This window comes from Metasolibacillus fluoroglycofenilyticus (assembly GCF_003049645.1).
Classification (GTDB): domain Bacteria; phylum Bacillota; class Bacilli; order Bacillales_A; family Planococcaceae; genus Metasolibacillus; species Metasolibacillus fluoroglycofenilyticus.
On the sequence record NZ_PYWK01000005.1, the window covers coordinates 80,474 to 104,902 of the forward strand.

18 protein-coding genes are annotated in these 24,429 nt (G+C 38.1%); 13 read left to right on the forward strand and 5 right to left on the reverse strand.

All coding sequences use genetic code 11. The annotated features are described in order from the left end of the window. Positions 1 to 42: 42 nt before the first annotated feature. The gene (locus tag C9J36_RS15000) at positions 43 to 1,197 is read left to right on the forward strand and encodes a response regulator (protein ID WP_107943620.1); all 1,155 of its coding nucleotides are present in this window, start codon (positions 43 to 45) and stop codon (positions 1,195 to 1,197) included. Positions 1,198 to 1,758: 561 nt separating this feature from the next. Here the strand turns inward: C9J36_RS15000 and C9J36_RS15005 are convergent. After that, positions 1,759 to 4,821, reverse strand: a complete 3,063-nt coding sequence (locus tag C9J36_RS15005) for an ATP-binding response regulator (protein ID WP_161956448.1) — start codon at positions 4,819 to 4,821, stop codon at positions 1,759 to 1,761. A gap of 346 nt (positions 4,822 to 5,167) precedes the next feature. Here C9J36_RS15005 and C9J36_RS15010 point away from each other — a divergent pair, with 346 nt between their 5' ends. After that, positions 5,168 to 6,316, forward strand: coding sequence for a response regulator (locus tag C9J36_RS15010; RefSeq protein ID WP_107943622.1), 1,149 nt, complete (start codon positions 5,168 to 5,170; stop codon positions 6,314 to 6,316). A 162-nt stretch (positions 6,317 to 6,478) separates the two neighbouring features. On the opposite strand, the gene C9J36_RS15015 is transcribed toward C9J36_RS15010, so the two are convergent. Then, entirely contained in the window at positions 6,479 to 6,823 is a 345-nt protein-coding gene (locus C9J36_RS15015; protein ID WP_066164716.1) for a hypothetical protein, read from the reverse strand. Positions 6,824 to 7,335: 512 nt separating this feature from the next. Here C9J36_RS15015 and C9J36_RS15020 point away from each other — a divergent pair. From C9J36_RS15020 to C9J36_RS15040, 5 genes are all read left to right on the forward strand, one after another. Continuing rightward, the gene (locus tag C9J36_RS15020; RefSeq protein ID WP_107943623.1) at positions 7,336 to 8,556 is read left to right on the forward strand and encodes a carboxylate--amine ligase; all 1,221 of its coding nucleotides are present in this window, start codon (positions 7,336 to 7,338) and stop codon (positions 8,554 to 8,556) included. Further along, on the forward strand, positions 8,557 to 9,255 hold the full coding sequence (gene cuyB / locus C9J36_RS15025; RefSeq protein WP_107943624.1) for a cysteate racemase: 699 nt from the start codon (positions 8,557 to 8,559) through the stop codon (positions 9,253 to 9,255). A gap of 589 nt (positions 9,256 to 9,844) precedes the next feature. Continuing rightward, complete coding sequence (locus tag C9J36_RS15030) at positions 9,845 to 10,981, forward strand: DEAD/DEAH box helicase (RefSeq protein ID WP_066164724.1); 1,137 nt, start codon at positions 9,845 to 9,847, stop codon at positions 10,979 to 10,981. A gap of 14 nt (positions 10,982 to 10,995) precedes the next feature. Continuing rightward, positions 10,996 to 12,225: an aminopeptidase gene (locus C9J36_RS15035; RefSeq protein ID WP_107943625.1), complete on the forward strand. Its 1,230-nt coding sequence runs from the start codon at positions 10,996 to 10,998 to the stop codon at positions 12,223 to 12,225. 12 nt (positions 12,226 to 12,237) lie between these two features. Beyond that, positions 12,238 to 13,047 carry an SGNH/GDSL hydrolase family protein gene (locus C9J36_RS15040; RefSeq protein ID WP_107943626.1) on the forward strand — a complete coding sequence of 270 codons (810 nt, stop codon included), beginning with the start codon at positions 12,238 to 12,240 and terminating at the stop codon, positions 13,045 to 13,047. Between the two features lie 92 nt (positions 13,048 to 13,139). Here C9J36_RS15040 and C9J36_RS15045 read toward each other — a convergent pair whose 3' ends face one another. Further along, positions 13,140 to 14,774, reverse strand: coding sequence for a glutathione ABC transporter substrate-binding protein (locus C9J36_RS15045; RefSeq protein WP_107943627.1), 1,635 nt, complete (start codon positions 14,772 to 14,774; stop codon positions 13,140 to 13,142). Between the two features lie 656 nt (positions 14,775 to 15,430). Here C9J36_RS15045 and nikC point away from each other — a divergent pair. From nikC to C9J36_RS15075, 6 genes are all read left to right on the forward strand, one after another. Beyond that, a complete protein-coding gene (nikC, locus tag C9J36_RS15050; RefSeq protein ID WP_107943628.1) occupies positions 15,431 to 16,321 on the forward strand; it encodes a nickel transporter permease in 891 nt (296 codons plus the stop codon). A gap of 13 nt (positions 16,322 to 16,334) precedes the next feature. Next, positions 16,335 to 17,300 carry an ABC transporter permease gene (locus C9J36_RS15055; RefSeq protein WP_066164738.1) on the forward strand — a complete coding sequence of 322 codons (966 nt, stop codon included), beginning with the start codon at positions 16,335 to 16,337 and terminating at the stop codon, positions 17,298 to 17,300. A gap of 26 nt (positions 17,301 to 17,326) precedes the next feature. Next, positions 17,327 to 18,361: an ABC transporter ATP-binding protein gene (locus tag C9J36_RS15060; RefSeq protein WP_107943629.1), complete on the forward strand. Its 1,035-nt coding sequence runs from the start codon at positions 17,327 to 17,329 to the stop codon at positions 18,359 to 18,361. Further along, entirely contained in the window at positions 18,333 to 19,346 is a 1,014-nt protein-coding gene (locus C9J36_RS15065) for an ABC transporter ATP-binding protein (protein ID WP_107943630.1), read from the forward strand. Before C9J36_RS15060 ends, C9J36_RS15065 begins: the two co-directional genes overlap by 29 nt. A gap of 80 nt (positions 19,347 to 19,426) precedes the next feature. Further along, positions 19,427 to 20,587, forward strand: coding sequence for an exonuclease SbcCD subunit D (locus C9J36_RS15070; RefSeq protein WP_107943631.1), 1,161 nt, complete (start codon positions 19,427 to 19,429; stop codon positions 20,585 to 20,587). Next, positions 20,584 to 23,667, forward strand: coding sequence for an SbcC/MukB-like Walker B domain-containing protein (locus tag C9J36_RS15075; RefSeq protein WP_107943632.1), 3,084 nt, complete (start codon positions 20,584 to 20,586; stop codon positions 23,665 to 23,667). Before C9J36_RS15070 ends, C9J36_RS15075 begins: the two co-directional genes overlap by 4 nt. 100 nt (positions 23,668 to 23,767) lie before the next feature. On the opposite strand, the gene C9J36_RS17730 is transcribed toward C9J36_RS15075, so the two are convergent. Both C9J36_RS17730 and C9J36_RS15080 read right to left on the reverse strand, forming a co-directional pair. Next, complete coding sequence (locus tag C9J36_RS17730) at positions 23,768 to 23,878, reverse strand: hypothetical protein (protein WP_235616092.1); 111 nt, start codon at positions 23,876 to 23,878, stop codon at positions 23,768 to 23,770. 77 nt (positions 23,879 to 23,955) lie between these two features. After that, on the reverse strand, positions 23,956 to 24,282 hold the full coding sequence (locus C9J36_RS15080) for a magnetosome magnetite crystal formation protein family (protein ID WP_066164752.1): 327 nt from the start codon (positions 24,280 to 24,282) through the stop codon (positions 23,956 to 23,958). Positions 24,283 to 24,429: the final 147 nt, after the last annotated feature.

Sequence of the window (24,429 nt, forward strand, 5' to 3'; positions counted from 1 at the left end):
TTTATTTAACATATTAGGTGAAAAAAGGAAGGAGTACGCTTGTTGAGAGTATTATTAATAGATGACGAGAAATTACCAATATCTCTGTTGAAAAAATTATTATTGGAAAATGAGTTACTGAAAATTGATATCGTTGGAGAATACAATGACCCAATCGAAGCATATGAAAATATTAAAAGCTTGCAGCCTGATGTTATATTTTCAGATATTGAAATGCCTGTTTTAAACGGATTGGAGCTTGCTGAAAAAATTCAAGAAATACAGCCGTCTGTGGAAATTGTATTTATTACTGGATTTGATCGTTATGCGATAGATGCATTTAATATTCATGCAATTGATTATATGTTGAAGCCTGTACAGAAGGAGCGAGTGCATAGAACGCTGGCGAGACTTCAAACAATCCTTAGTGATAAGCAGATGCAGAAGAGCAATAGTACTTCTCTTCAACTTTTTGGAGGGCTTAAGGTTGTAACCTCGGACGGTCAAGAGCAATCAATGAAGTGGCGTACAGCAAAGGCAAAGGAAATTTTTTCTTATATATTATCTCGACATGAAAAATCTATATCAAGGGATATGCTACTCGAATTGTTTTGGTCTGAGGTAGATATAGAGAAATCGATAAAGCAGCTCTATACAACGATTTATACTATTAGGAAAACATTAAAGCAATACGGTTTGGATGTGCAAATATCTAGTTTATTGCTTGATTCAGGTTATCAATTGCAGCTTGGTAGTGTACTTGTTGATGTAGATGAATGGATAAAGCAGTTGAAAGCACTTCCGAATTTGACAAAGGATACATACGAGGAGCACGAGCGTGTATTTAATGCGTATAAAAATCATTTTTTAATGGATTGTGATTATATTTGGGCTGAAAGTGAGCGAGAGCGTTTGAAGAAAATGTGGCGTCAGCATGCCTCACAGCTTAGTGAATTTTATATACAGGAGCAAATGTATGAACGAGCAATTGCAGTTGAAAAAAAACTGCAATTACTTGATGTAGATGAGGAGTTACAGTACTTCACGTTAATGAAGCTATATGACATATTAAATAACGCTGAGGCAGTCGAAGAGCAATATACATTATTAAAGCAAGTATTAGAGGAGCAATTAGCAATAGAGCCAAGCAAGGAAGTAACGAGCTGGTATCAGCAATGGCAAAATAAACGAAAAAAGAAGTTACAAAATCGAATATAAGGGTAAAGCAGGCTTGTTTTGAGTATTCAAGCTTGCTTTAAATAAATACTTCAATATAGTGAAACTTCAATCAGTGGATGCTTTTCCCCACTGATTGTTAGTTGAACCAATCGGGCATTTACGGGCAGTGGACCTCGGACTTATTCTGAAGCCGATTTTCACTTAAGTCTCTTACTGCCCGTTAATGCGGGGTAAAGTGAAACTTCAATCAGTGGATGCTTTTCTCCACTGATTGTTAGTTGAACCAATCGGGCATTTACGGGCAGTGGACCTCGGACTTATTCTAAAGCTGATTTTCACTTGAGTCTTTTACTGCCCGTTAATGCGGGGTAAAGTGAAACTTCAATCAGTGGATGCTTTTCCCCACTGATTGTTAGTTGAACCAATCGGGCATTTACGGGCAGTGGGCCTCGGATTTATTCTGAAGCTGATTTTCACTTAAGTCTCTTACTGCCCGTTAATGCGGGGTAAAGTGCAAACGGCTGTCGGTAAATAAAAGTGTTAGCTAGCTGCATTCTATTGAAGTATTTGAAAATCTTTGTAGTTGAATTGAAAATAAGCTTAATGATTTTCTTTCGGAATCGGGAAGGAAATTGTTGTCCCTTTTCCGACAACACTATCAATGGTTAGCGTTACGCCAAATAATTGCTTTAAACGTTGCTCCGTATTAGTAAGTCCAACACTTTCTTTTGGGTCAATTAACTTTTTCTCAAAGCCAACGCCATCGTCGATAATTTCGACTAGATAATGTTCGGCATGTTCTATAATTCGCAGTGTAACTGTACCACCTTCTGGACGGCTTAATAGACCATGGCGCACCGCGTTTTCGACAAGTGTTTGTAGCGCTAAAGGCGGGACAGAAAATGCAATATTATCTGGAATATCCCATACGATTGCAATTCGATTATCAAAACGAATTTGTTCAATTGCCATGTAAGAGCGCACAAGCCTTAATTCATAATCAATAGGCACGAGCAAGTCAACATTTTCGAAATTAAAGCTCATTTGTAAATAGTCGTTGAAGGCGAGTAATAGCTCCTCCATTTTTTCATTGTCGACATTATGCAATGAAATAATTGCGTTGAGTGTGTTGAAGAAAAAATGTGGCTGAATTTGTGCCTGTAACCATGCAGCCTCGAAGCGTAATCGCTCCTCACTAGATTGTTTTACTTGAATAAGCGCATCGACGCGAGATTTCAACTCAACATATTCAATTGGTTTTTTCACATAGTCATTTGCGCCGTTTAAAAAGGCAAGTCGAATATCTTCACTTTGCTGGCGCGCCGTTAAAAATAAAATAGGTAGCTCTGAAATAGAGAATCGTTGACGAATTTGCTTTGCCAATTCATAGCCTGACATTTGTGGCAATACCGTATCTGAAATTACTAAATCAAAGCTATGTTTTTCAATTTTAGCAAGTGCATCTATCCCGTTCATTGCTGTTTCGATTTGGTAAAACTCAGTTGTTAAAGCTTTTAATAATACTTGTAAGCTCAAAGGGTCTGCATCGACAAGCAAAATATGGGCTGGGTTAGCTGTTGCTACATGCTCACTAGCTGAAACGGCGAGCTCCTGCACAATTTCAGTTAAATCATTTTGTAAAAAGATATATTTTGATAAATTATTGCTTTGTTCAAGTGAAGACTCACTTTGTCCAAGCGTTAACCCTTTTGCGATTGGTAGAGAAAATGTAAAGGTAGAGCCAATCCCAAATGTTGATGTCACATCAAGAGAGCCACCATGCAATTCAATAATTTCTTTACTAATGCTTAGACCGAGCCCTAAGCCAATATGAGCATGTGAGGTGATATTCGCCTCAACTTGCTCGTAGGGTTCAAAAATTAGAGATTGCTTGCTCTTCTCAATTCCAATCCCAGTATCTATAACAGAAATATAAAGCTGATTGCCTAACACTTTGGCATGAATTGTAATAGAGCCTTCATCGGTAAATTTAATCGCGTTATGAATTAAATTAATGAATACTTGAATAAGGCGATTTTCGTCTGCTAGCACTGGCGGTAAATCTGCTGGTAAATCAATAAGCAGCTTTAGCGGCTTGTCTTTAATGGCTAGTTGGAACATATCACAAACACTCGTTACAATCTGGTTAATATTAACAGGGGTAATTTCCAGTTTAATTGTTTGTTCTTTCAGGTGAATCAAATCGAGTAAACCATCCAACATAAAGGACATATGCTGACCAATTGTTACTAATAGCCTTAGGTCATGCTGTTCTTTTTGGGCTAATAAAGATTGGGCGATACTTAGCATATGCTGTAAAGGTGTACGCAGCTCATTGGACGTATTGGCAAGAAAATCATCTTTCCTATACATCTCTTGTTGGAGATTGCTAGCAAGTTGCTCCGATTTAGATGATTTATAAAAATAGCTAATAAACCAAAAGGCTAAGAAAGCTGTTACAACAATTAGTAAATCAAATGGATAATAAGTATAAGATGTCGTTACAAAATGATTCAGGATTAAAAATACACTATGATTAATGAGTGCCGCAGCTATTAAAAGCAACATTATATAGCCTTTGCGCTGAAGTAAAGCAATTTTATAAATAAAAACTGTTAGCAAAATTGCTGTGATAACGAAAAGCATATAAAATATAAATTCCATATAGTAAATAAAATCAATTGGCATTGTTGCAATCAACAATAAATAAACAAAGCAAATGAAAGCAAAAATGTTTAATATTTTAGTTTTAATGTATTTTTTTGTTAATTCATTAAAAAACAATATCAGCCAAAGTAACATCATGGCATAGGAAAACTGTAATATTTTCGCTGATGATACCCAGTCGATTTTTACATACGAAAGAAGAAGCTTATCGCTGGAAAGAATAATAGTCATAAACAAGGAAGTAATTAAAAGTAAAAAATAGCCAATAGCACTTCTCTTTACTCCTAAAATTAATAGTAAAATAGCACTTAGGGCATAAAAAACAATAAATGCGCAAACGATTATTTGTGCAATAATTGAATACCATTTTATTTGATCGATAGAATACGAATCGCCAAAAATAAGTGATGTTGTTAATCCACCTGGTAGATGCTGATTCATATGAAAGCCAGAAATAATAATTTCATTATCGCCGGGCTGCAATTGAAAATGGAAAGTAGCTGGTCTAGGGTCCTCAGATGGTTTTTTAGGATTCAATGTATGCTTTCCATGGCTACCGGTATATTTTTCGTTCACATAAAGAGTGTAAGGTGAAAGGCTCGCTGGAATGGTTAAGCTATAAATAATAGGCAAGTCAGGCACATTAATTATTTTTAAATAATACGAACCATAAGGCACATGGCCTGGCTTTTGCTCAAGGTACGGATCCCATGTTTCTGGCAAATGGGAATAAAGGGATGTACCAGATTGCATTGCATCTTTTGAAATAAGTAAAATGTTAGGGAACAAAACCCATTCACCATCTAAATGCATTTTAAACTCTCTAGTGTTTTGAATTTGTTCGAAATCTAATACGCCTTTGTTAATCTCAGCTTCATTGGAAAAGGAAAAGTAATGCAACCAGCTAAAGCGTAAAGAAAAAAGTAATACAATAAATAGTGAAAAAATTATTGTAATTTGTAGTACTCGTTTATATTTTCGATTTCTAGTAAGCATAGAATATCGCTCCATTTTTATTGAAATACTTTTATTTACGAATAAAATATTTATTAAACATCCGATATATAAGTATGTTACATCAAATATTAGACTTTACCAAGAGTATAATATGATGTACTAAAGTGTAAAAGCCATTTTAAAATGGATTATGATTGGGCTAACTCTTTTCGCGCTAATTACTCGAAGTTAGCTCAAAATGGTACTATACGCGCAATGATTAACTGACTTATATCACTCTTGAGCTGCAAGGAAGTTTTTATTTGTTTCACAAGGGTGTTTCCTTTAATTTTCGAATTAAGGTCAATATTGTAAAGGTGATAATTGGAAGGAGGAAGGATGTACCTTGAGGGTAATACTTGTAGATGATGAAATTTTACCAATACAACGTTTAAAGAAACTATTAATCAATTGCGAAATACAGCCGATTGAGATTGTCGGTGAATTTACAAATCCATTAGAGGTTTTGGAAAATATAAATGAACTGAAGCCTGATATTATCTTTGCAGATATTGAAATGCCTGTTTTAAACGGCTTAGAGCTTGCCGAGAAAATTCAAGAAATTCAACCGGATGTGGAAGTTGTTTTTATTACGGGATATGATCGTTATGCAATTGATGCGTTTAATGTACATGCGATTGACTATATGCTAAAGCCTGTACGAAAAGAGCGATTGCATAAGACGATGACTAGATTGCAATCAATCTATAGCAATAAGCTAATAACTAAAAACAATAGCACCTTACTTCAACTTTTTGGTGGACTTAAAGTTGTTCTAGCAGACGGGCAAGTGCAGGCAATGAAGTGGCGCACAGCGAAGGCAAAGGAAGTTTTTGCTTATATGGTATCTAATCATGAAAAAACAATTTTGAGAGATGCATTACTAGAAATGTTTTGGGAAGGTGTGGACGTCAATAAGGCTGTAAATCACCTATACACAACAATTTCTACCATTCGCCAAACATTAAAAAAATATAATTTGCATGATATTTCAATCTCTAGCCCATTATTTGATTCAGGCTATCAGCTGCAATTAGGAAATGTCCTTGTGGATGTTCATGAATGGAGAAAGCAGCTTAAAGCATTACCAGCTCTTTCAAATGCTACATATGAAAAGCATGAGGAGGCTGTAAATGCTTATAAGGAGCACTTTTTAAATGATTGTGATTATATTTGGGCAGAAAGTGAGCGAGAGCATTTAAAACGATTGTGGCTCCAACGTGCACTAGAGTTGAGTGAATTTTATATAAAAGAACAAAAATTTGAACGTGCAATTGCAATTGAAAAGAAGCTACAAAAGCTAAATATAGAGGAGGAATCGCATTATTTCACATTGATGAAGCTCTATGATGCAATTGGGAATAAGAGTGCGGTTGAGGAGCAGTATGTATTGTTAGAGAAAATGCTCAAAGAACAGCTCGCGATAGAGCCCGATGTAGAGATAATAAGCTGGTTTCAGCAATGGAAAAATAAACAATATGAGCTAAAAAACTAGGAGCTGTCCCAAAAGTTGTTTTGGGCAGCTCCTTTTCAGACGATTTTAGCCTTCAAATTCAATATTCGCTAAAAAACATATGTGCCTGTCGCTTTGCTTTTGGCATAAAAAAGAACGTGTACCTGCGGTTACTCGTTGCAAAGGGTGTGTGAAGATGTCAGCCTAGAACATTTGCGGCAAAAATTCTTTTCTGAAAAGTTGATTTTTACGGAGCCATATTTTCAGGATCATGCGATGTGTTAGAAGCTTATGCCTTTTGCGCGGCTTTGATTTTGCTTCTTGCAAGCTTTGTAGGAGGAGACATGTTTCAGTCGCGTAGGCTTGTGGCTCGACAAGTATGTTAAGTTGATAATCTATCAAGCTAGCCTCCTGTACTTTTGCTAGTAATTTAGCAAAGGCTATATTCATTTCAGCATGCTTTTCCTCTATTGCTAAATGGATTAGCATGTCTAATGTTTGTATAATTTCTAATTCTAGCGCTTGTAGCTGTTCAGCAGTTTGTTGCATCGTATCACTTCCTTCTCTGTATTTATTATGTGGAAAACTAACGCTTGTTTTATTAAATTATAAAAACTCTAGTTGGTCTAGACATAGCAATGAGTAATCAATTACGCCTTGATTAACTCTAGTCCAGATTTTTCCGAGCTGTTTAGTGGAAGTTCACATAAAACCGTCACATCCTGTAGCAATGTTTAACCGGTCTGCATCACGCAGTCATCTCTGCAAAATTTATGACATCCACCGCAAGTCAGGTTAGCACAATGTTAGTCACTTATTCGTTATCTTAGCAAGCACTTGTTTTAGGCTGAGTTCTTCTTTATCAGTGGGTGTCCAAACATCCGCTGAAAGAAGTTGAAAATACAGATTTAAGCTAGGGAAGGTAAATCCACATTTTTGCTATAAATATAATAGCCTGTTTTTATGTTTTTGTCTTTTTGTAAAGAGTTTTTGCGTAAGAAATGGCTAAAATATGATACACTAAAGCCTATAAAACAAAATAAAGAGAGTTGAAAAAATTAATGGAACAACCATTTTTACCAATATTATTAGGATCAGATATGAACGCTTATGGTATGGCTCGTTCTTTTTTTGAGGCATACGGTATTCGCCCGCTTGTACTAGGGCGCTCACATTTAACAGCCACGCAAGATAGCAGTATTTTAAACTTCCAAGCAATTGACCGTTTAAATGAAGATGATGTATTTTTACCTGCCTTAGAAAAAATAGCACAGCAATATGAGGGGAAAAAACTGTTATTATTAGCATGTGGTGATGATTATGCAAAATTAATTATTAAAAATAAACCAGCACTACAAAACTATTTCACCGTGCCGTATATCGATGAAGAGCTAATGGATCAAATTTTATTGAAGGAAAACTTCTATAAAATGTGTGATAAATATGGCTTTAAATATCCGGGTACAACAACCGTGACAGTGGAAAACTATGAGCATTTTGAGCCCCCTTTTAGCTACCCAATTATTATTAAAGCCTCGAACTCGGTAGCTTATTGGGCCTGCTCATTCCCAGGAAAAAAGAAAGTATTCGTAGCGCATGATGAGGCTGAGCAAAAGGCTATTTTAAAGGCAATTTATCAATCGAGCTATCAGGATACATTAATTATTCAGGAGTTTATTCCCGGCGATGATTCGTATATGCGTGTACTTAATGCGTATGTAGGGAAGGATGGAAAAGTGAAGCTAATGTGCTTAGGCAACCCAATTTTAGAGGAGCATTCACCCGAAGGTATTGGGAGCTATGCAGCGATTATTACGACGTATGATAAGGAGTTAATGGACCAAGTACGCTTCTTTTTAGAGGATATTGGCTACACAGGCTTTGCTAACTTTGATATGAAATACGATACGCGCGATGGACAGTATAAGCTATTTGAAATCAATTTACGTAACGGTCGCTCTAGCTATTATGTAACAGCGGCTGGCTATAATTTAATGAAATATGTCGCGGATGATTATATGTTAAATATTAAGCAGCAGTTAACATATGGCGACAACCCTCACTTATGGATGATTATTCCGAAAGGCGTATTGTTCAAATATGCTTCCAATGAAAAAATGAAAATGGAAGCGAAAAGCTTAATTCGTCAAGGGAAATTTACTAACTCCTTATTTTATAGCAAGGATATGAATATGAAGCGTTGGGCAAAGCTTACACTCAACAGCTTAAATTACTATCGAAAATATAAGAAATACTTTAACAATAAAGGTTTGACTGAATAGATGAAAAAAACACTAGGTATTATTGGCGGTGTAGGTCCGCTTGCAACAATGTTTATCGGCGAAATGATTGTGCGCCGAACGCTAGCAAATAAAGACCAAGAGCATATACACACAATCATCGATAATGACACAACAATTCCTGATCGCACGGCTTATATTTTAGATAGAACAAAAGAAAACCCTGTACCATACTTGCAGCGAGATGCACAAAAGCTTGCTGCATATGGTGCTGATATTATTTGTATCCCATGCAATACGGCGCATACTTTTTATGACGATATGCAGGAAGCTTGTCCTGTGCCGATTTTGCATATGATTCGAGAGACGGCTAAACGTGCAAGTAAGCATAGGGCAATGAGAGTAGGGGTTTTAGCGACAGATGGCACTTTAGCGGCAGGCGTATATCAACAAGCATTGCAAGAGGTAGATATTGAGCCAGTTTTGCTAAAAAAGGCAATGCAGCAACAGTTAATGACTGTTATTTATGATTATGTGAAAGCAGGCAAAGATGTGAGTAGGGAATTGTGGCAACCAATTGAAGAGGAATTGTGGCAGGAGCAATGCGATTTTATTGTGTTAGGCTGTACGGAGCTATCAATCGTTAATAAGGAGCTGCGTTTAGGGGCAGGCTATATTGACTCACTACTCGTTCTTGCAGAAGCAGCGATTATTGCATGTGGCTATGAAGTAGTGGATTAGAGGCGTGCAAAATGCCGGTCACTGCACGGCATTTTGCACGCTGGCATATGGTGTTATGATAAAATATGTTCTTGTGAACGATAGGGAAAGCCATTTTGAAAATGAAAGGAAAACACTGATTTTAACGGTGTTTTTCTTTTGTCAAAAAGAGAAGCTAGTTATTTTTTTAATGAGTTTTTTTAGAGATAGAATGTTTTGAATTTAGATGTTTTCATTATGTAAATATTGCCTATTAATTAGCGTGTTTTATTGGGGGTAAATCCCTTTTATTAGGCATACACTCGTTGATTGCAGTGGAGGGGGCGACTCCATCGGGATTAGTGCGAGCTGAAAATCCATTTATTTCGGCAAATGCCGAAATAAATTAGTTGAAGCCGCACCCCGAGGAAAGCGTCCCCCGCAACGGAAATCAACGAAATATTAGGCACGCTTTAAAAAATAAAGAGTTCCCTTAAACCTTTTTTAAAAAACATGTCTACAGATAGCGTCCCAAATGTCAGCAACCGCGAGCATTTGGGACGCTATCGTTTATATGAAAAAATATGATACACTAACTAATACAATAAGTAAGATGAAGGTGGGTATAATCATGTCGGCGATTCAATTATTGAACGAAACATTACAAAAAAAGTGGACATTTGAGCAAGAAATGAAAATTCAGCAGGAAATGATTCCAGCAATGCTAGATGGGAAAGATATCGTAGCAGAATCACCAACTGGTTCAGGAAAAACATTAGCATATGTACTTCCGATTTTAAATAAAGTAAACGGTAGCAAAAAACAGACACAGGCACTTATCGTTGCACCATCGCAAGAGCTAGCAATGCAAATTGTAAATGTCATTCGTGAGTGGACTGAAGGGTCAGAAATTACCGTCCAGCAATTAATTGGTGGAGCAAATGCAGCCCGTCAAATTGAAAAGCTGAAAAAGAAGCCGACAATTGTTGTAGGTACGCCAGGGCGCTTAAATGAGCTAGCCCGTTCCGGAAAGCTAAAATTAAAGGAAATTGAAACGGTTGTACTTGATGAGTGTGATCAGCTATTAAGCCGTGAATATCGTGTTGTTGTAAAGTCATTTATAGATGGGGCAGCATATGGGCGCCAAGTTGTTGTCGTGTCGGCGACAATTACAGAGGAAATTGAAATTGTAGCAGAACGACTAATGTTTGAGCCAGTAAATATTAAAATTAAGCCTGAAGATATGGTCAAGGTCGGTAAAATTGTTCATTCATTTATAAAGGTGGATGAGCGAGATAAAACAGATTTGCTACGTCGCTTAGCAAATATTTCGGGTGTGCGCGCATTAGCATTTGCTAATAATATTGACCAAGTGCTAATGAAGCAAAGTAAATTATCCTATAAAGAAGCACCGATAGTTGCGCTTCATTCTGATATGAAAAAGGAAGAGCGCAAGAAAACATTAGATGCATTTCGCAAAGGCGAAGCTCGCATTTTAATTGCTACAGATATTGCCGCACGAGGATTAGATATTACCGGATTAACACATGTTATACATGTAGATGTTCCCCGTACAATTGAGCAGTATACGCACCGCTCTGGTCGAACAGGGCGTGCTGGTGCAGATGGTGAAGTGTTGACATTGCTATCATATCGCGATGAAAAAACATATAAGAAATGGCTGCGTGAACTAGGACTTAAAGCGATTCAAAAGATATGGCATAAAGGTGAGCTAATCGAAGGAAACTCAAAAACAATTAACAAATAAAGGAGAAATTTACTATGACATTTGAGGAGAAATTAGCTGAGTACGCGGAGCTAGCTGTACGCGTAGGGGTAAACATTCAACAGGGGCAGTATTTATTAATTAATACATCGACAGATACGTTAGATTTTACACGCTTAGTTGTAGAAAAAGCATATGAGGCAGGTGCAGGGCGTGTACATGTTAATTTAACGGATGCAGTATTTGAGCGCGCATTTTTTGAGCATGCAACAACAGAGGAGATTAACAAGTTTCCACAGTGGATTGTTGCACAGCGTGAGGAATTAATTGCACGTCAAGGAGCATTATTATGGATTGATGCTGAGGACCCAGACTTATTAGCAGGTATTGATGTAGCAAAACTTGCCACACAGCAAAAGGCAGCAGGAAGTGCGCTTGTGAATTATCGAAAAGCGGTAATGAATGATGATATTGCATGGTCGATTATTGCTGTACCATCTACAAAATGGGCGGCAAAAGTATTTCCAAGCTTGGCGGCAGATAAGCAAGTAAACGCTTTATGGGAGGCAATTTTTGCAACGGTGCATATTGGGCAAGGAAATGCTGTGGCGCAATGGCAAAACCATATTGCAAATCTGGAGGCGAGAGCCGAAAAGTTAAATAGTAAAAAATATAAAAAGCTACATTACAAAGCATCTGGTACAAATTTAACAATCGAGCTACCGGAGAAACATATTTGGCAATGCGGTAGTAGTAAAACCCCAAAAGGAACAATTTTTATTGCTAATATGCCAACGGAGGAAGTATACACACTGCCAGCGAAATATGGTGTAAACGGCACAGTATCAAATACGAAGCCCCTAGTTTATAAAGGGAACATCATTGACCAATTTACGTTGACGTTTGAGGCGGGGAAAATTACCGCTGCGAAGGCAGAGGTTGGTAATGAACTATTGCAGGAATTAATTCATGCGGACGAAGGCTCGTGCTATTTAGGCGAAGTTGCTTTAGTACCACATGAATCGCCGATTTCAGCTTCAAATATTTTGTATTACAACACATTGTTTGATGAAAATGCATCAAATCATTTAGCGATTGGTGAAGCATATCCGACCTGCTACGAAGGTGGACGTGAGCTTGAACAAGCTCAGCTTGAATCGTTAGGTATCAACACATCTATTACACATGAGGACTTTATGATTGGTAGCGGTGAAATGAATATTGACGGTGAATTAGAGGACGGCACATATGAGCCAATTTTCCGTCAAGGAAGCTGGGCATTTTAAGCAGGTGAGGCAATGAAAAAATGGCTCATTGTTATATTGCTGTTTGTTGGTGCTACAACAGTGCAGGCGCAAGAAGTATATATTCCGCTAGGAGATTCGCTAGCTGCTGGGCAAACCCCTTACCGACAAATTGATACAGGATACACTGATTTAATTGCGATGCAGCTCACATTGACGAATGAGCTGCAATATTACTCAAAGGAATTAACATTTCCAGGCTACACAGTAGCGAATGTTTTACAACGTATAGAACAGCCAGATGCGAAAGCGTTGTTGGCAAAGGCGACAGTCATTACAATATCAGCAGGGGCGAATGATTTATTGCAAATTGTACAGCATCGCCCGCAGGCAGGTACATTGAGCTTTTCGCAGCTAACAGCCGATTTTTCTTTGAATCAAGTACGCCAAAATATAGGAATACTTTTAGAGAAGCTAGAGCAATATGCACCACATGCTACAATCTATGTAATGGGCTATTACTTCCCATACCCGCATGTACATCCTACACAAATGGAAGGCACACAGCAGCAGCTACGTTTGTTAAACCAAATTTTACAGCAGCAAGCTGAGCGACATGGTGCGTATTTTATTGCGGTTGAAGAAATCTTTGCAGCAAATGCTAAAGCGTACTTGCCAAATATTTCAGATTTCCATCCGACAATGGAAGGCTATTTAGTGATGGCGAATGCATTTTTACAAAAATTTAATCAAACACTATTAACAAAAGAGCAGTTACCACAGCCAAACCCATTGTCATTTGAAAGTTTGCTACAAATAGAAAAAATAACAACAGAATTGGATATACGTATGAGCCCGTTTTAGGGAAGTGAATTGTTTAAATACGGAAATAAAAAAGCTACCTTGGAAAATCGCCTAGCGATTTCCGAGGTAGCTTTTTCGGTTATTATTAGCGATTATTGGCTAATTTTAACGTCTTTTAAGTGGTACATGCTGTCAGATGTTACGCGGAAGCCTGACACTTTATCAGATACACCAGTTAAAATTGATGGGTGTAAAACGAATGCCATTGGTGCATCGTCTGAAATCATTTTGATTGCGTCAGTGTAGATGCCTAGACGAGCATCTTGGTCTGCTTCACGACGACCAGCATTTAATAATTCGTCTACTTCAGTGTTAGAGTAGAATGAACGGTTACCTGGGTCACCGTGTTGAGAAGAGTGGAATAATGCATATAGACCGTAGTCAGCATCACCAGTAGCGTTTGACCATCCTAGGATGAACATATCATGCTCACCAGCAGCTGTTTTCTCTAAATATGCACCGAACTCCATTACTTCAATGCTTACATCAATGTTTAATTGTTTTAAAGCATCTTGTAAAACAACCGCAACATTTTGACGAGCAGGGTTGTCATTTGTCCAAAGTGTTGTTTTGAATCCATCAGCGTAGCCTGCTTCTGCAAGTAAAGCTTTTGCTTCTTCAATATCATAGTTTGTCGGTGTTACGTCCTCTGTATAACCAAAGATGCCTGGTGAAAGTGGACTGATTGCTGGAATACCGTAACCTTCATAAATACCATCAATTAGAGTTTGACGGTCAATTGCTTTTGAAATCGCTTGACGAACAAGCTTGTTATCAAATGGTGCTTTTTGTGTATTGAAACCGATATAAGTTAAAGATGTTGATGGTGTTTCATCAACAGTTGCAACGCCTGAAGCGTTTACATTTGCTACTTGGTTAGGCTCAACAGTACCAATAATATGAGCATTGCCTGATTGTAGCTCAGCAACGCGTGTAGCCATTTCTGGAACTACTTTAATTGTTACAGTGTCAACATGTGCTGGCGTGCCCCAGTAGTCAGCATTTTTCTCTAATTTAATTTCGTTACCTGGCGTCCAAGAAACGAATTTGAATGGACCAGTACCAACTGGGTTTGTACCGATTACAGAACCTGCTGCTGTATCACCAGTCATTGCAGCGTAGTCATCATCAATTGATTTTGGAGAAATGATGCCACCGCCGTTATGCGTTAAGTGTGCAAGTAATGGTGAGAATGGATACTCTGTAACAAATTGTACAGTTGTTTCATCAACTACCTTTACTTCTGTAACCATTTCGTATAAGAATGCACGTGGAGAACCAACATCCGGGTCTAATACGCGATCAAAGTTTTTCTTAACAGCATCTGCATTGAATGCTTCGCCATCGTGGAAAGTAACACCAGTACGTAACTTGAATTCCCAAGTTAAGTCATCAACTTGTGTCCAAGATTCTGCTAAGCCAGGTGCTAAATCACCGTTAGCATCACGTACAACTAAAGTTTCATAAATATTACCTTGAACATTTGAAGATGACACATCATTTGAACCGTGTGGGTCTAATGATGAAGCATCTGATAATTCAGCAATAATTAAATCGCCACCAGCTTCAGCTGCTTTTTCGCTTCCTTCCGATTGTGATCCTTCGTTGTTGTTTGAAGTACCACCGTTGTCTGTCTCTTCTTTCTTATCGCCACCACAAGCTGCTAAAACAAGTGTTAGCGTTAAAGTTAAGAAGAGTAACCATAGTGACTTTTTTGAAAATGTCATATGGAAAATCCCCCTTCAAAAAAATTATTCTAGAATATTACGTTTTTGTAACATCTGGTTAGAATATACCATACCTTTTTATTAACAGGCAATCAATTGTTTAAAAATAAAGATTTTTCTCTGAATTCAATTAGCAGATAAGCGTTTACAACTTAAAAAAACTTTTATGAAAACCCTTTCAAAACGCGTGTTTTCATAAGGTCTTATAGTGAAAAATATCGAATTTTGTCAAACTAATTATTCACCAAAAAGTAATTTTATATTTCAAACAATCAAAAAAACTATTGAAAAGGCACTATATTCATATATATACTGTTATTCATACTGATTAAATTTTATCTTCATTCAGCAAATGTTTTTTGGTGTAAAAAAGCGCCAGCATATACTTCTTCTGTTGTACAAATCACCGTAACTATGTGGACTAAAGGGTGTAGCACCAGCAAGTAAGTATAGTAGTTGTGTGCTATGTTTACAGCAATAAGACAAATATTTAATATTTAAGAGGAGAAAGCTCCCGCTGCATGGTAAGATAAGTATTTGGCGGATGTAACAGATTTTTGTATATTCACTTAAATGGTCTGAATGCATTTTAAGCCGAGGTATCTAACGATAAATGCAATTATCTGAACAGTTTGATTAATGAAAGGGTGATCACAATGAGCGTGCAAACTGAAAAGGTTTCAAGCGCAACAAGAAGTAATCCACGAGTAGAGGCTTTTAAAACCTTCTCAAAGAGATTGCTGAAAAATAAGGCTGCAGTAGTTGGGGGCTTAATTATTTTATTCATTATACTAGTTGGTATATTTGGTCCAATGTTTTTGAAAACAGATCCAAATGCGCAAAATTTAGTGAATAAACTTCAACCACCATCAAAGGACCATTGGTTTGGAACTGATAATTTTGGACGAGATATATTTACTCGTATTATTTTCGGTACACAACTTACATTGAAGGTAGGGTTTTTATCAGTATTTATCGGTGGAGTTATTGGTGTAGTATTAGGAATCGTTGCTGGTTATTATGGTGGACTAGTTGATACGATTACGATGCGCCTTATGGATATTCTGCTTGCTTTCCCAGGTATTTTATTAGCATTAGCAATTGTATCTGTATTAGGTGGTAGCTTAACAAATGTAATTATTGCGGTAGGTATTTTCTCTGTGCCAGCATTTGCCCGAATTGTTCGGGGATCTACGCTGCAAGTGAAAAAATTGGAATATATAGATGCTGTAAAGGCACTCGGTGCAAGTGATGGGCGCATTATTTTCCTACATATTTTACCTAATATTATGTCACCAATTATTGTTCAAGCAACAATGCGTATTGCAACAGCTATTTTAACTGCCTCTGGTTTAGCTTTCCTAGGTTTAGGTGCACAGCCGCCAGAGCCTGAATGGGGCGCAATGTTAAACGAAGGGCGTACTTATATGCATAATGCAAGTCATATGGTAATGTTCCCGGGTATGATGATTGTTATTGTTGTATTAGCATTTAATATATTCGGAGACGGTCTACGTGATGCACTAGATCCAAAAATGAAGCAATAAAGGAGGGGCAGCTATGACAAAATATATTATTCGTCGTTTGTTACAAACGATTCCAGTATTACTTGGGGTATCGATTTTAGTATTTTCATTGATGTTCCTTATTCCTGGGGATCCTGCACGCGTAATGGCTGGTGAAGGAGCTTCAGAGCAAACAATTGAAAATCTACGTGAGAAATTAGGGTTAAATGACCCAGCATATGTACAGTATGGTCGCTTTCTGACAAGTGCGGTAAAAGGGGACTTAGGAAACTCGGTTCGTAGTGGTCGCCCTGTAATGGATGAAATTTCAGCTCGCTTTTGGATTACGGTAGAATTAGCAGTATATTCAACGGTTTTGGCTGTGTTTATTGGCTTAATTGCAGGTATTGTTTCTGCTGTACGCCATTACACATTAACAGATATTTTCATAATGATTATCGCCTTATTCGGTTTATCTATGCCGAACTTCTGGCTCGGTTTAGTATTAATTCAATGGTTCGCATTAGGGAATTTACCATTCGGTATACCTATGCCTGAATGGCTCTTCGAAATTGTTCAAATGCGACCTTCTGGTTGGGGTGAGTCATGGCGACAAATGGTGCTGCCAGTTATTACGTTAGGTACTGGTGGAGCAGCTATTATCGCTCGTATGACCCGTTCCTCTATGCTTGAAGTAATCGGACAAGATTATATTCGTACAGCTCGTGCAAAAGGGGTTTCAGAGCGTATTGTTATTTATCGACATGCACTTAAAAATGCTTTAATTCCTGTAGTAACAGTAATTGGACTTGAATTTGGTGGCTTCTTAGGTGGAGCGGTCTTAACAGAAACGATTTTTGCAATTAACGGTATGGGACGTCTAACAATCGATGCGATTAGGCAGCGGGATTTCCCAATTGTGCAAGGAACCGTACTAGTTATTTCGGTCATTTTCGTACTAGTAAACTTACTTGTAGATATTTCATATAAATTCTTAAATAAACGAATCGACTTGAATTAGTTTAAGGTGAAATGAGGTGAATCATTGTGACACAACAATTAGAAAATATTTTAGAAGTGAATGACTTACAAACTGTTTTTTCAACTGACGGTGGTGAGGTACGTGCGGTTGATGGTGTCAGCTTTGTCGTACCAAAAGGAAAAACAATTGGTATTGTAGGGGAATCTGGTTCAGGTAAAAGTATTACATCTTTATCAATTCTTCGCCTTTTAGCGAAAAACGGGAAGATTAAAGATGGCGAGATTCTTTTCAAAGGAAAAGATTTACTGAAGCTATCGGATAAACAAATGCGTGATATTCGAGGAAATCAAATTTCAATGATTTTCCAGGAGCCGATGACTTCGTTAAATCCTGTTTATACTGTAGGACAACAAATAAGTGAAACACTTATTATTCATAAAAAGATTTCCAAGCAAGAGGCAATGAAGCAATCGGTAGATATGCTGAAACTTGTAGGAATTCCTTCTCCTGAAAAGCGTGTAAAACAGTATCCGCATGAGCTTTCAGGGGGGATGCGTCAACGTGTTATGATTGCCATGGCATTGGCGTGTGACCCAGAAATTTTAATTGCGGATGAACCAACAACTGCTCTTGACGTAACAATTCAAGCGCAAATTTTAGAGCTTATTCGTGATTTACAAAATCGCTTAGGCATGTCTGTAATTATGATTACACATGACCTAGGTGTAGTAGCAGAAACATGTGACTATGTAGCTGTTATGTATGCAGGTCAGGTAGTAGAATATTCGGATGTACGTACGTTATTTAAAAATCCGAAGCATCCATATACACTGGGGCTACTAAACTCTTTACCGCGTCACGATGTCGATCAAGAAAAGCTTATTCCGATTAAAGGAATGGTGCCAAGCCCACACGAAATGCCTATAGGCTGTCGTTTTGCACCACGTTGCCCAGTGGCTACGGAGGGTTGTCATACTAAGCCACCTGTGCTTGAAAAGAAGGGCAATAACGAGCAAATTCGTTGCTGGATGTACTCAGAAGAGTGGGATGGCGATTCGGAGGTGACGCTATATGGCGAAAAAAGAACTGTTAAAGGTTGAGGGATTAAAGCAATACTTCCCGATTAAAGGTGGCTTTCTTGGTCGTACAGTGAACCACGTAAAAGCACTGGATGGTGTTTCATTTACAGTTTATGAAGGTGAAACTGTAAGTATTGTAGGAGAATCAGGTTGCGGTAAATCAACAACTGGCCGTGCTATTTTAAGATTGGAGGAGCCTACAGAAGGTGTTGTAGAGTTCCAAGGTACAGATTTAACTAAGATTTCTAAAGGAGAAATGCGTAAGTTCCGCAAAGATTTACAAATTATTTTTCAGGACCCTTACGCTTCGATAAATCCGCGTCAAACAGTAGCGTCTGTTCTGAACGAGGCGATGCAAATTCAAAATGTATTGCCAACCAATCAGCGACGTGCGCGCATCGAGGAGCTTTTGGAAACGGTAGGTTTACGTCCATATCAAGCGGACCGTTACCCACATGAATTCTCTGGTGGTCAGCGTCAACGTATTGGTATTGCGCGTGCGCTTTCTGTAAATCCAAAGCTAATTATTTGTGATGAGGCGGTATCTGCACTAGACGTATCGATTCAGGCACAGGTTTTAAACTTATTAGAGGAATTACAAAATGAATATGGCTTAACATATTTATTTATCTCGCATGATTTAGGGGTAGTACGACATATTTCAGACCGTATTATCGTTATGTATTTAGGGAAAATTGTAGAGATTGCAGATAAGGTTAGCTTGTTTGAAAATCCACAGCACCCATATACGAAAGCATTACTATCAGCAATTCCTGTTCCAGATCCAGATGCTAAAAAAGAGCGGGTTATTTTAAAAGGTGATGTACCATCACCAATCGACCCGCCAAACGGCTGTCGTTTCCATACGCGCTGTCCATTTGCGACAGATAAATGTCGTACAGAGGAGCCAGTGTTACGTACATCTGATTTGATGAAAGAAGGCCATCAAGCGGCATGTCACTATATGGAAGACATCACAAAAGGTGCATTGACGCCAAATTATTAGTAGTATAAGGGGTGTTTGAAAAGTCGGTGTGTATTGACTTTTCAAACACCCCTATTGATTTTTTATAAGGAGTTGCTATCATGAAAATTTTTCATACGGCAGACTGGCATTTAGGAAAGCTTGTACAAGGTGTATATATGACAGACGAGCAGCGCTTTATTTTAGAGCAGTTTATTGCAGCGATTGATGAAGAACAGCCGGATGCTGTTATTATCGCTGGTGATTTGTATGACCGTGCCATACCTCCAGTAGAGGCAGTGGATTTATTAGATGATATATTAAGTAGAATTACATTGCAGCGAAAAATTCCTGTTCTAGCTATTGCGGGCAATCATGATAGTCCTACTCGCTTACAGTTCGGACGTCAGTTAATGGAACGAGCAGGCTTACATATCGCTGGAGAGATAAATGCTATATGGCAGCCAATCATTTTAAATGATGAACATGGTGAAGTTCATTTTCACTTCATTCCATTTGCGGAGCCAGCAATAGTAAAGACCATATTGCAGGATGATAGCATCACTACATACGATGAAGCGATGAAAAAAGTGATTGAGCAAATTATGCCAACTTTAAATTCGGATGCACGCCATATAGCTATTGCCCATGCCTTCGTAACACCAAATGGTGATAAGCAAGAGAATACAAGCGACTCAGAGCGACCGTTAGTTATCGGTGGCTCAGAATGTGTCGATGCCCATTATTTTGCACCATTTCATTATACGGCGTTAGGGCATTTACATCGCGCACATTATGTGCTGAATGAAACGATACGTTATGCAGGCTCACCTCTTAAGTATTCAGCATCAGAAGCTAATCATGAAAAAGGCTTCCTAATTATAGACTTAGCCGCTGATGGTACAGTTACCGTAACGAAACGCCCACTTATTCCTCGCAGAGATTTGCGTATTGTAGAGGGTACTTTGCAGGAAATTTTACGCCATCAAGAAAGTGAGGACTATGTTTTTGTTCGTCTAATTGATACGACACCAGTAATTGGTGCAATGGAACAAATACGTACAGTTTATAAAAATGCATTGCATGTGGAGAGAAAAGCAATGTTTTTGGAACGTGATGAAGAGCAAATACCAATGCGTGACCAACTAGATGAACGTACATTATTTCAAGGCTTTATGAAGGAAATGACAGGCGAGGAACCCTCAGCTATTGCATGCAAATTATTTGACGAAGCTTTACAGGAGCTTTTAAAGGAAGAACGTGAGGAGGAAAAAGTGAAATGAAGCCAATTCGTTTGACTCTTCAAGCATTCGGGCCATATAAGCATAAGGAGGTAATCGATTTTAGTGAGCTACAAAAACATCGTTTATTTGTGATATCGGGACAAACAGGTGCAGGCAAGACGACTATTTTTGATGGTATTACCTTTGCTTTATATGGTGCGGCAAGCGGACAAGATCGCAAAGAAAATAAATCGATGCGCAGTGATTTTGCTGAGGATGATATGCATACAGCAGTAGAGCTTGTTTTTGAGGTGCGCGGCACTACGTATCGTGTAAAGCGTCAATTAGCGCATATAAAAAAGGGACGTAAGGCAGCGACAGGCGAAGCATATGAATTTATGCGATTACAAGAAAATGGGGTAGAACAACCCGCTGTTGAGCGACAAAAAGTAACGGATATTAATAAAAAAATTGAGGAATTAATTGGCTTATCCTACGACCAATTTAGCCAAATTATTATGTTACCACAAGGTGAATTTCGCAAGCTACTCACCTCACAATCAGATAATAAAGAGGCAATTTTACGAAAAATTTTCAAGACGGAGCGCTATGGAGAAATTGCTAAAAAACTTGAACAGAAAAAGCAACAGGCTGAGCAGCAGCAAAAAATGGCTATTGCACGCAGTGAAAGCTATGTAGAACAACTTGTAGGAGCGTTACCGAAACGCGATTCATTGCTTTTTGAGCGTTTGCAAGATGAGTCTAATTTATATCAAATTGATGAGGCTTTAGAGCAGGAACTACACTACTATGAATTGAAGGCAGATGCTGATGTTAAGCATTATCAAGAAGCATTTGCACAACATGAGAAGCAGCAAAAAATTGTTTTAGAATGGCAGCGACTGAATGAGCGAATCGAGAATTTTGAGCAAAAGAAGCGGGAACTTGCAGCTAAAAAGCTAGAGCAGGCATTATTTGAAAATAAGAAAAGGCAATATGAGGCGGCTACGAAGGCACAGCAGCTTATTCCAATAGCTGAACAATGTACACAGCTACAGCAGGAAGAGGCTAATAAAGCGGCTATGTTAACGACATTATTGGCAAAAAAAGAGCAGTTACAACAAGAGCAGCAACAAGCATATGCCATATTACAAACAGAAAAAGAACGAGATAATGAACGATTAACATATCAGCAGGAGCTGAAGGAGCTAGAAAAAATCAAACCGCTTTATGAGGAAACCGCATTGCTAGTCAGCGCTGTTGAAAAGCAGCAGCAACAGCTCCATTTACAGCAAAAAAATATTCATCATGCTAATGAGCAGATTGAAAAATTGAAGCAACAAATGAATGAACAGCAAAATTCGATTGAAAAGCAAGAAGAGCAAGTGGCAAGGCTACCGAAATTATTAGAACAGCAGCAATATCTGAAGGAAGTGGTAGCCCTATTTAAAAACTTAGGAGATACAACTGCAAAGGAGCAGAAATTGGCTGAGCAGCTCACAAATATAAATCAGCAATATGAGGAAGCACAGCAGCATTATGAACGAGAAATGGAGCGTTGGTTAGCAAATCAAGCGCATATGCTGGCACTTGAGCTAGTATCTGGTGAACCGTGTCCGGTTTGTGGCAGTACGGAGCATCCTGCGATTAATGACAATGCAACTGAGCAAGTGGAGCAACAACAATTACAGTTATTTAAAGAGCGAGCTGACAAGCTACACAAGCAATATATGCAGCTTACAACAGAGCATCAATTGGTATTGCAAGGGCAAGAGCAGCTACAACAGCAGCTTCAGCAATTAGATGCTGAAATTGCTGAGGAGTCCACCTATTTAACGCGTTATCAGCAGGGCAAGGATGAAATCATACAATTGCAACATGTAGTGGAAAATTTAGTAGACTGTCGTCAAAAGCTAAAGGATATGCAGCTTACAATTATTCAGCATGAACAAGAGCAAAAACACAATGAGCAACAGCTACAGCAAGTTCAACATGGATTTATTCAGCAGCAAACGGTACTAGAGCAAAAACGTTTAAGTATGCCATCAGCGATTAGTAGCATCAAGCAGCTAGAGAAAACATATCAGCAAAAGCAACAGCAGCTCTTTGTATTACAGCAAGCATTAAGTAATGCGCAGAAGCATTATGATGAATCCTATGCTAGCTATTTAAAAATAACAGAAACGTACACGCTATCAATTACACATCATGAAGAATTACAGCAAAAGCTTGTATTAGTGATAGAGCAATTCAACAAGAAACTACAAGAATTAGGATTTACGACAGAGGAAGAGTTTGTCAACTCATGTCGTACAGAGCAGCAAATACAGCAATTACAACGGGAATATATGAACTATACAAATGAGCTACATGCTTTAACGTTGTTTGTCGAGCAAGAAAAGCAGCAATTAGCTAATGCAGAAAAAGTAGATATAACAGCTGCACAGGAACAGCTACAAGCATATAAGGAGGCATATGAGGAGGCGTTACGAACTGCCAATACCTCAAAAAATTACAAGCAACTTTGTTTAGAATATAAAGACAAGCTATTGCAAATAGCCGATGAAATTCATTCGTTAACACAAACGGCGAATGAAGTAATCATGCTTTATGATGTGTTGCGCGGGCAAAATCAGCGGAAAATTTCCTTTGAACGTTATGTACAAATGGGCTATTTAGAGCAAATTACTGAGGCGGCGAATCACCGCCTAAAACATTTATCGAATGGGCAGTATCAATTAGTATGCTCTGACCGCCAAGAATCGCATGGACGACAAAGTGGGCTAAGCTTAGACGTATATGATAGCTATACAGGGCAAACTCGCGATGTTAAATCATTGTCTGGTGGAGAGAAATTTAATGCCTCTCTATGTTTAGCGTTAGGCATGGCTGATATTATTCAAAGCTTTCAGGGCAATGTGCAAATTGATACGATGTTTATTGACGAAGGCTTCGGGTCTCTTGATGAAGAATCATTAATGCGTGCGATTGATACTTTAATCGACTTGCAAAAATCAGGTCGCATGATTGGCGTTATTTCTCATGTAGCTGAGCTAAAGGCAGCCATTTCGACTGTTTTGCATGTTGAGAAATTGAAGGAAGGCTATAGTCGCACCACGATTAAAGTGCCAAGTGTATAGCATATAAAAAACGGCTGTCTAGAAGTTGTAGATTTTTTGCGACGAATTATCGCGGAACTACATTACTTTCCAGACAGCCGTTATTGATGAAAGAGTTACATTATTTGCGGCGAACGGTAGGCTGTTTCTTATCGTTAAGTATTTTTTTGATGATTGGATAAGCAACTGGTGCCCATTTTATAGCCGTTTTTACAATTTTACCGAGTTTCATAATATATTCGCTCCTTCTATTTTGATTCAGAGAAAGCTTTCAATTAGTGCTTTTATTATACCCTACCAACTCTGCCGTTAAACATTACGGAATACTAGCACCGCTTGGACGATATTCCAAATGACGAATGCTAAATAAATTAATCCATAAAGCAGCATCCCACCAAAGCCTGCAAAAAATAAAGTCGCATCTTCCTGTGCCCCACCAAATATCGTAGTGAAGATAAAGAAAACACCTACAGCAATCCCTATGACAATAGGAATAACATGTGAAATCAGTGCGCGTTTTGCATGGTAGCGAACCTCTTCATCCTTCGATACTAGCCATACAATAATTGGCGCTATAAATGGTGCAAAGAAGATACTCAAATAACTAAGTGCACTTAAAATTTTACGGTCCTCCATGAAATCATCCCCTATAAAAATTTTACTTTAATCTAATTTTATCTACGTATGAAGACAAATAGAAGTTTCAAAAAGATTCCGTGAAGAAATATGAATTATTTTGAATGAATTTGAAATAAAATTGTTGATTAATCTTATAATTCTAAT

Bases quoted from the DNA above. Each gene is read 5' to 3' on its own strand.
- C9J36_RS15055 (WP_066164738.1), top strand. From the start codon at position 16,335: ATGACAAAATATATTATTCGTCGTTTGTTACAAACGATTCCAGTATTA.
- C9J36_RS15040 (WP_107943626.1), top strand. From the start codon at position 12,238: ATGAAAAAATGGCTCATTGTTATATTGCTGTTTGTTGGTGCTACAACA.
- C9J36_RS15070 (WP_107943631.1), top strand. From the start codon at position 19,427: ATGAAAATTTTTCATACGGCAGACTGGCATTTAGGAAAGCTTGTACAA.
- C9J36_RS15030 (WP_066164724.1), top strand. From the start codon at position 9,845: ATGTCGGCGATTCAATTATTGAACGAAACATTACAAAAAAAGTGGACA.
- C9J36_RS15035 (WP_107943625.1), top strand. From the start codon at position 10,996: ATGACATTTGAGGAGAAATTAGCTGAGTACGCGGAGCTAGCTGTACGC.
- C9J36_RS15005 (WP_161956448.1), bottom strand. From the start codon at position 4,821: ATGCTTACTAGAAATCGAAAATATAAACGAGTACTACAAATTACAATA.
- cuyB (WP_107943624.1), top strand. From the start codon at position 8,557: ATGAAAAAAACACTAGGTATTATTGGCGGTGTAGGTCCGCTTGCAACA.
- nikC (WP_107943628.1), top strand. From the start codon at position 15,431: ATGAGCGTGCAAACTGAAAAGGTTTCAAGCGCAACAAGAAGTAATCCA.
- C9J36_RS15045 (WP_107943627.1), bottom strand. From the start codon at position 14,774: ATGACATTTTCAAAAAAGTCACTATGGTTACTCTTCTTAACTTTAACG.
- C9J36_RS15080 (WP_066164752.1), bottom strand. From the start codon at position 24,282: ATGGAGGACCGTAAAATTTTAAGTGCACTTAGTTATTTGAGTATCTTC.
- C9J36_RS15015 (WP_066164716.1), bottom strand. From the start codon at position 6,823: ATGCAACAAACTGCTGAACAGCTACAAGCGCTAGAATTAGAAATTATA.
- C9J36_RS15020 (WP_107943623.1), top strand. From the start codon at position 7,336: ATGGAACAACCATTTTTACCAATATTATTAGGATCAGATATGAACGCT.
- C9J36_RS17730 (WP_235616092.1), bottom strand. From the start codon at position 23,878: ATGAAACTCGGTAAAATTGTAAAAACGGCTATAAAATGGGCACCAGTT.
- C9J36_RS15075 (WP_107943632.1), top strand. From the start codon at position 20,584: ATGAAGCCAATTCGTTTGACTCTTCAAGCATTCGGGCCATATAAGCAT.
- C9J36_RS15065 (WP_107943630.1), top strand. From the start codon at position 18,333: ATGGCGAAAAAAGAACTGTTAAAGGTTGAGGGATTAAAGCAATACTTC.